Origin of the sequence: Streptomyces sp. NPDC002619, from assembly GCF_042889305.1 — a bacterium.
In the GTDB taxonomy this organism is placed as follows: Bacteria; Actinomycetota; Actinomycetes; order Streptomycetales; family Streptomycetaceae; genus Streptomyces.
Map to the genome: position 1 here is coordinate 75549 of NZ_JBIAQV010000035.1, position 6826 is coordinate 82374.

Consider the following 6826-nt stretch of genomic DNA (forward strand, 5'->3'; position numbering starts at 1 on the left):
GGTTAGGCTTGCCCGCAGGGAACATATCGGCATGAGGTCGTAAGAGTGCGTCGCGGGAGGGTAGTTGGACAGGCCGCCACCCACCCCCCGGGTGATGCTGCCCCGCGGCCCGAACCTCCGCCCCCGGCCGTCCCTGCCGTCGACGCGCAAGTACGCCGTCGACCCGGCGCTTCCCCAGCGCCGCCGCCCCGTCACCGCTGCCCTGGCCGACACCGGCCTGCTCTACACCCTGGCCCACCGCCCCAAGTACCTGGAGATGTTCCTCGATCTCTACGGCGAGACCGTGGTCGTCGCTACGGCTGTCGCGGAGGAGATCCGTGCCGTCGCGAACGTGCCCCGACCCGGCCGGCCCCACCAGAACCTCGTGCTGATGGGTGCCTGCGCGGACCGGCTCGTCACCAAGCTCGACGACAAAACCATCGCCGTGCGCGAGCCGTCCGAAAACTCCGGCCTGCTCTTCACCGTGCAACAGCAACTCCGCGAACTGGACCGCGCGGCAGCGACCCGACGAGGGGAGAGGTGGTCCCCGATCGACGTCAACAGGGCAAAGCGCCATAACGGCGAAACGGAGAGCATCCTGGTCGCCGCCGACGTCATCAAGGCTGGCGGCACAGCCATCCTGCTGACCAACGACGGAGGCGCCAGCCTCGCGGCCTGGAAGCAGGGAGTGTCCGCGCGGAACCTGCGCAACATCCTGGCGGAACTGGCCTGCGAGAACTCGCACCTGGCGAAGGAAGACCTCCTGACGGCGTTCACCGAGATGACGGCTCACTTCGGCACCCTGCCCACCGAGGTTCGACCGACAGACTCCTCCGCCTTCCGATGCCGCGCCCTCGCCGGCGAGTGCCAGATCTGCGACGCCTCAATGCGCTAGCCCTCCAGCACTACCCCTCTGCCGCCGCAGGCAGATCCCACCCTGCAGCGCTCAACTGCCGTGCGGCTTCCACCTCATCGCCGTCCGCGATCACGTCGGCCACCATCGGCAGACTCACAACGTTGTCCGCGAACGCAGCCAGAACATGCTCGGTCAGCCGAGGCGAGGCATACCTGCGACCCTCCGCCTCCGCCATCTCGGACCAGGCCGTACCGGCTCCCACGCTAGCCATCATCGACCGGACCGCCACGTCCTCGCACCGACCCAACAGCGACTCCGACGGAGCCAAGGCATCTTTCGAATCCCGCAACGCCTTGAGCGTGGCCTGCCGGCTTATGCCATAGGTGAGCATGATGCTAGCGACAAGCCGATTCACATCTGCCAGGTCTCTCGAGCGGCCATGCTGTTCCAGCATTTCCTCCAGCGCTTCCTCTGGAAACAGGAAATGGCGCGCGAAGGAATCTGCGATGATCTCCGGAATTGCATTAGAAGTCTGAGCCCGATCGACAATAATCTGCCCGCTGTCCTGATATAGAACATGACTCAACTCATGCGCGAGCGTAAAGCGCTGGAGCGCCCAATAGTCATCCGAATTGATGAGAACGGCCCAGACTTTTCGGCTGTCCCTGATTTCAGGAACGGAGATGCCGTGAACGTTCTTCGGCAGAGTCCGGTATTCCACCAGACACCCCATGCCCTCAACCAACCCTGTGAGATCCTCAATCGGGCTGAGTTGATCCAGGTCGAGGCGCGCCCGTAGCCGAACGGCAGTTGTCCTGCCGTCCTCCTTCGGTTTGTACTGCCTCCTCGACACAGGGAAGGCAGAAAGATCCTCAGCCGGTGTGCAGAAGCCCCACTGCTCAGTCAGCCGGTCGGCTGTCAGAAGCTTCATGGCGTGCTCGACCGGCTCTACCACATCGTGTTCGACCTCTGCGGTCCCCAAACGCAGACTCACCCCGAGCGAAGGCCTCTTCGCACCGGTCAGGACGGCGGGATCGACACCCAGGAGCGCGCCCAGGAGGGACGCCTCCCACCGCGAAGGCAAACGCTCCCCGCGCAACAGCTCATCGCCGACCTCAGATGATCCGAAAAGCTCCTCCAGGACAGACGGAGTGACATCGTCACGGAAGAGCAACTCGCTCAACGCGCGAGCATCGAACGTTGCCGCCTCATTCCCCATACGTGTCACCCCCTTGTCCTCCACTCTCTGTGCCCATGCCTATGCCCTCATGCAGCAGCACGAACACCCTCCTCAAAGATCCCCTCCATCGCCACCAGGCAGCGCCGACAGAAAGCCCTCAGCCGCAGAAATACCACTCTGCGACTGCCTCCTATGCCACCAAGGATAGAGCCAGGCACTGACAGCGGCGAGGATGCACCAGACACGACAGGGACCCCATCCAGCACACCAGTCAAAGGGACTGACCTGCGAAAACGCCTCACCAACACGGATGGGCCGAGTGATATACCAGCCTGATGCGAGCCCCCGGCACGGGACGGACTGCGCCAGCCACACAGCTCCCGCTGACAAGACGACGCCAAGCCCCACGGAGGGGTCGCCTCGGGAGTCACGACTGTCTGTCCCCTCCCTGGCAGAGCCCGTGACACGGCAGTGCCTGTCCACGCAGCCATGCACCGGCATCGCCCGATGCTCCACCCATGAAAGCAGCCTTACCCATACAACGTCACCCTATTGGGAGGGTTGCGCTACCCAGCGGAAGACCGTTGCGCAGACGCCGACGAACACACGACCGCAACCCCACCACCTGGAGGCGGCAAGCCGCAGTCCAGCGGGACCCAAAGTTGGCGAATGCGGTCTAGGAACGCCCCATAGCGCCTCATCTCGGTACTGGACAGCCACACCGAGCATTCTGACTGCTGAGCCTCCAAGCGCTTACTGGCCTCGTGAAGCGGCGAAGCCAGCGTGTCTTGTACTTCGCCAGGGCTGTAACGGACCTGCGGCAGTCTGTGCGAGATATAGGACCTACACCCCGGCCCATGCCTCGACAACCAAGCCGCAGCAGCGCAGTACTGCAAGAGTGCGCAACCGCAGCACCTACCAACGCATGCCCAGAGCGTCGAGATCCGCCCGCCGCTGCTCGGCTAGCTTCGAGGCCCGTCGCCGGGTGTTATCGAGGAACGCCCCCAGCTTCACAGCTTCCTCCAAGCCGTCGTCCTCGCCCGTCGCGATCATCTCGACGTGCTTGCGGGGCACCACCAAATGCCCTTCGCGGGCATGGAACTGGCGGGCGGCAGCGAGGTTGACGGCCCACCGGTCAGCTTGCGTCCGTCGTGTCGGCTGCAGTTCAGCCTCATTGGCTGGCTCCAAGCCCAAGACACTGTTGAGCAGCCAATGCTGCACCGGCGTGAGTCTGTCCCAGCCGGTCCGCTGCGCTCTGGTCCAGGCACCGAGGTCTTCGCCCTGCACGATCACTTCCCCCGCCTGTACTGGCAGGGCACCGCCAGCTCGGACGTGCGCGAGCGTCAGATGGAAGCCCCGCTGCCAGTCGATACTCCAGGCCGGGCACCAGGCCGGGTCGATTGCATCCAACGCGTCCAGACGGCTCTCTGAGAGTGCGGAACGTGAGCTCTTGTCCGTTTCGTGGTTGAGGTTGGGGAAGGACCGCTGGTCGCGGGTGGGGGGTGGCCCTCAGGCGTCGGGGCGGGCGAACAAGCCGGGTTCGGGTTCGATGAGGATGCCCCGGCTGACCAGGCGTTTCAGTTTGGAGCGGATGCCTTCGGTGTTCTTCGGGAGGATCGGCAGGTCGAGGGCCTGGCAGAGGTCGTGGGCGCGCATCGGTCGGCCCGCGTCGGCCAGGGCGGTGAGGATCTGCTGGTAGGCGGGGTGGTCCGGGATGTCGGGGCGGTCCGGCTCGGTGGCGGGTGAGGGCAGGGGGAGAGTGAGGAGGGTCTTGCGGGTGATGCGCAGGTTCTCGCTCTCCGCGTCGAGTTCGCCGAGTTGCCGGGTGAGTTCTTCGATGCGGGCCCGGAACTGCTCGGCCTGGTCGGCCAGTTCGCGCTCGCGGGTTTCGATGTGTTCCAGGATGGCTTTGACCTGTGGGTTCTCGCTCATGCGGTCCTCCAGGAGGCGATGGTGCGGCCGGTGAGGCGGCGGCTCATGACGGAGGTCATCGCCCACAGAACGCGGGAGCGGGAGGAAGCGGGGCGGTGTTCGTAGTCGCGTACGAGACGGCGGTAGAACATCAGGATCCCGTTCGTCTGCTCCACGATCCACCGCTTGGCCTGCGGAACGAAGCCCTTGTCGTCCGGGTTGCGCTCGACGATCTCGACGTCGATGCCCACGTTCATGCCGTGCTCGACGACCTTCTTCTTGAAGCCCTGGTCGACCAGGGCCTTCTTCACGCTGCCGCTCTGCCCGGCGACCTGGTCCAGCAGGGCGATGCCGGCGGTGTTCTCGTGCGCGGAGGCCGCGAGCACGACGACCGCGACGACGAGCCCCAACACGTCCACGGCCAGGCATCTCTTCCTGCCCGGCACCCTTTTCGCGGCATCCCGGCCCGTCGTCGTGGCCGGGACTCCGACGGCCACGTGGATGCTCTGCGTGTCCAGGACCACCAGGCTCGGGTCGGCTAATCTCTTCCGCTTCTCCCGCAACTGCCAGCGCAGCAGATCATGAATGTCCTGGTCGGTGCCCTCGTCGCGCCAGAGGTAGAAGTAGTACTTCACTGCTCCGGGCGGGGGCATGTCATGGGGCAGGAACTCCCACTGACAACCCGTGCGGTTCTGGTAGAGGATCGCGTTCACGATCTCCCGCATCGCGTACTTCCCCCGATGCCCGCTGACTGACGGATGCCGGGCCTTCCATGCCGTGATCACGGGTTCGACGAGCTCCCACTGTTCATCGGTGAGATCGCTCGGGTACGGCTTGCGCATGCTCATGCCATAACCAAGCGAACCCCGAACTCCTGACCGGCAGCGATGCCCCAACGTCACACCATCGAGCGATGGCAAGACCGACGGAACGCCACATCCCGCACTCTGAGAGCTCTCCAGCTGCCGACACGCCCGTTTCCCCGGCGGCGCGCCGCTCGGCGTTCTCACGGGTCTTTCGGGCCGCTCCGCGCGCGTTCTTTAGCCACACCCCAAGAGCCATCCTGTCGCCGCTCCAGACTGCGGTGGCGGGCGGGATCAGATGCCCGTGTACCTCCGCGTAGTCCTTCGCCACGGCGAGGCCGTCAGCCCAGGCGGTGTCCCACGCCGACCAGACCATCCCGAGCGCCTCGAGCTCGACGACGCGTTTGGCTTCCAGGGTGCTGGCGGCGTAGTAGCGCCGTACATCTGCCAGCCAGCGGCCCAGGGGATACCCGCCGACCGCGCCCCACTCCTCAGGAGCCACGAAGACGTAAGGCACCCGCAGCTCCGTGCTGCCCGTCTCGCGCAGCCACCGTGTGGCTGCCTCGATGCCGCGGCGCCAGTACGCACCCTCGGGGTCGATGATCCGCAGCCGGATGAACTGCGTCAGGGCGAATGGATCCGCTCCTCACTGAACCGCAACACCCCAGCAGCCGCCCCACTCACCCGCCGCAGCTCCTGCTCCTGGTCGCCGTCCTCGCCCTCGAACTCGGCATCCGCAGCGCCCGCCCGACCATCTGCACGATATCGATCATCGACCCCCGCGCATCAGCGGAAAGTACAGCATCACACTGAGCCGTATCAACACCCTCTCCAAGAACTCGAACAGAACTCAAGACACGCAATGCGGCCTGAATATCCCGCCCCTCAAATGCCGAACCCCCGAGGAAATCCGACGCGAATTCATCCAGCACCTGCCGACGATGCAGGGGCGCGTCCTCGCCGTACAGCCAGTCCGCCCACACCCGCTCCACGGCCGGGAAGGTGTCGGGGTCGTCGTCGGCGAGGCGGGCCGCGACGGCCGGCACCCCGGCCGCCATCGCCTCCGCCTCACCGACCCGGCTGTGGAACGCCAGCACGCGTCGGAACCGTTCCTCAACGGCCGCGCGCATCAACCCGGTCTGAACAGCGGCCAGTCGAGCCCCACGCACGACCGCGGACCCGGTGTCCTCACTCGTCAAAGCGGCATAGAGGTCGGGGTCGCGGATGTCGAGACACAGCACCTGATACGGCGCCACCAACCCCAGCCGGATCGCCTCCGACAACCGCAACTTGTACGCCACCGGCCCAAATACAGGGGAGTCCTCCTCCATGCTCGCCACCAACCGCGGCGTATCACCCTCCGCCTCTGCGGGTGCCGATAAATCATCCGTCCAGGTCGCGGCCCCTTGATCGCCGATCTCGGACCGTGCGGCCGCGCGCCCCACCGTCTTTCGCCTGGGCAGGGAATCGACGGCATGATGATCTGTCGTGCTGCTGCGCCTTGCCTACCTCGCCGCTACCAACACCTTCGACCTCCTGCGCCTGCTGCCGATGAGCGACCGGGACAAAGACATCGAGATCCGTGCGCCACGAACACAACTGGAGGCCGCGATGTAGAAGGCCGTGCCGCTGGTTGTGATGCTGCGCTGGTGATGGAGGTCGGCCCTCCGGGACCGCCCACTCAGGGGGAGGTCTGAAACCGCCGCAGGCTGCTCTGGTGAATGAGCCGGGGTGGTGAGCACTGCGGACAAGGCGCACATGATGCGTCAGGTGCGAGTCGAGAAGGCGAACGCGAGTGAACCACTGCCGAAGTGTCGAAAATGTTTGGACGGCTACCGAAACCGAGGTCCGGATCTTGCCTCGGGATGAGTCTGGCGGGTGCCTGCATTCCTGGCCAGGCGGTGCCCGGCATGAAGGTGGCGCGAGCTCGACTCAGGCGCCGGTGCGGAACGTGGGAACCCCTCGCCGCGATGTGGCCGACGGTCGTGTTGACGAACCGTCGGCGTGAAAGGGAGAACCCCAAGCAGCTGAAACTGCGAGGGGCAGAGTACCGATGCGTGGCAGGGGGGCGGACCGCCTCGTAGTAGTGGGGAAGCC

The 6826-nt window shown here is 65.6% G+C and carries 8 protein-coding genes; 2 read left to right on the forward strand and 6 right to left on the reverse strand.

The features are described 5' to 3' along the window. The first annotated feature begins 94 nt into the window (after nt 1–94). Nucleotides 95–874 carry a hypothetical protein gene (locus ACFYXB_RS35245; protein WP_389589122.1) on the forward strand — a complete coding sequence of 260 codons (780 nt, stop codon included), beginning with the start codon at nt 95–97 and terminating at the stop codon, nt 872–874. 10 nt (nt 875–884) lie between these two features. Here ACFYXB_RS35245 and ACFYXB_RS35250 read toward each other — a convergent pair whose 3' ends face one another. From ACFYXB_RS35250 to ACFYXB_RS35275, 6 genes are all read right to left on the reverse strand, one after another. Then, a complete protein-coding gene (locus ACFYXB_RS35250; protein WP_389589123.1) occupies nt 885–2054 on the reverse strand; it encodes an ImmA/IrrE family metallo-endopeptidase in 1170 nt (389 codons plus the stop codon). Between the two features lie 876 nt (nt 2055–2930). Next, nucleotides 2931–3425, reverse strand: coding sequence for a helicase associated domain-containing protein (locus tag ACFYXB_RS35255; RefSeq protein ID WP_389589124.1), 495 nt, complete (start codon nt 3423–3425; stop codon nt 2931–2933). A gap of 99 nt (nt 3426–3524) precedes the next feature. Further along, nucleotides 3525–3947: a hypothetical protein gene (locus ACFYXB_RS35260; RefSeq protein ID WP_389589125.1), complete on the reverse strand. Its 423-nt coding sequence runs from the start codon at nt 3945–3947 to the stop codon at nt 3525–3527. Next, complete coding sequence (locus ACFYXB_RS35265) at nt 3944–4774, reverse strand: IS5 family transposase (protein ID WP_389589126.1); 831 nt, start codon at nt 4772–4774, stop codon at nt 3944–3946. The genes ACFYXB_RS35260 and ACFYXB_RS35265 overlap by 4 nt, the downstream gene beginning before the upstream one ends. Next, a complete protein-coding gene (locus tag ACFYXB_RS35270) occupies nt 4734–5357 on the reverse strand; it encodes a helicase associated domain-containing protein (RefSeq protein ID WP_389589133.1) in 624 nt (207 codons plus the stop codon). The genes ACFYXB_RS35265 and ACFYXB_RS35270 overlap by 41 nt, the downstream gene beginning before the upstream one ends. Nucleotides 5358–5409: 52 nt before the next feature. Beyond that, complete coding sequence (locus ACFYXB_RS35275) at nt 5410–6060, reverse strand: helicase-related protein (protein ID WP_389589127.1); 651 nt, start codon at nt 6058–6060, stop codon at nt 5410–5412. A gap of 157 nt (nt 6061–6217) precedes the next feature. Between ACFYXB_RS35275 and ACFYXB_RS35280 the strand changes: the two genes are divergently transcribed. Next, nucleotides 6218–6346 carry a hypothetical protein gene (locus ACFYXB_RS35280; protein WP_389589128.1) on the forward strand — a complete coding sequence of 43 codons (129 nt, stop codon included), beginning with the start codon at nt 6218–6220 and terminating at the stop codon, nt 6344–6346. Nucleotides 6347–6826: the final 480 nt, after the last annotated feature.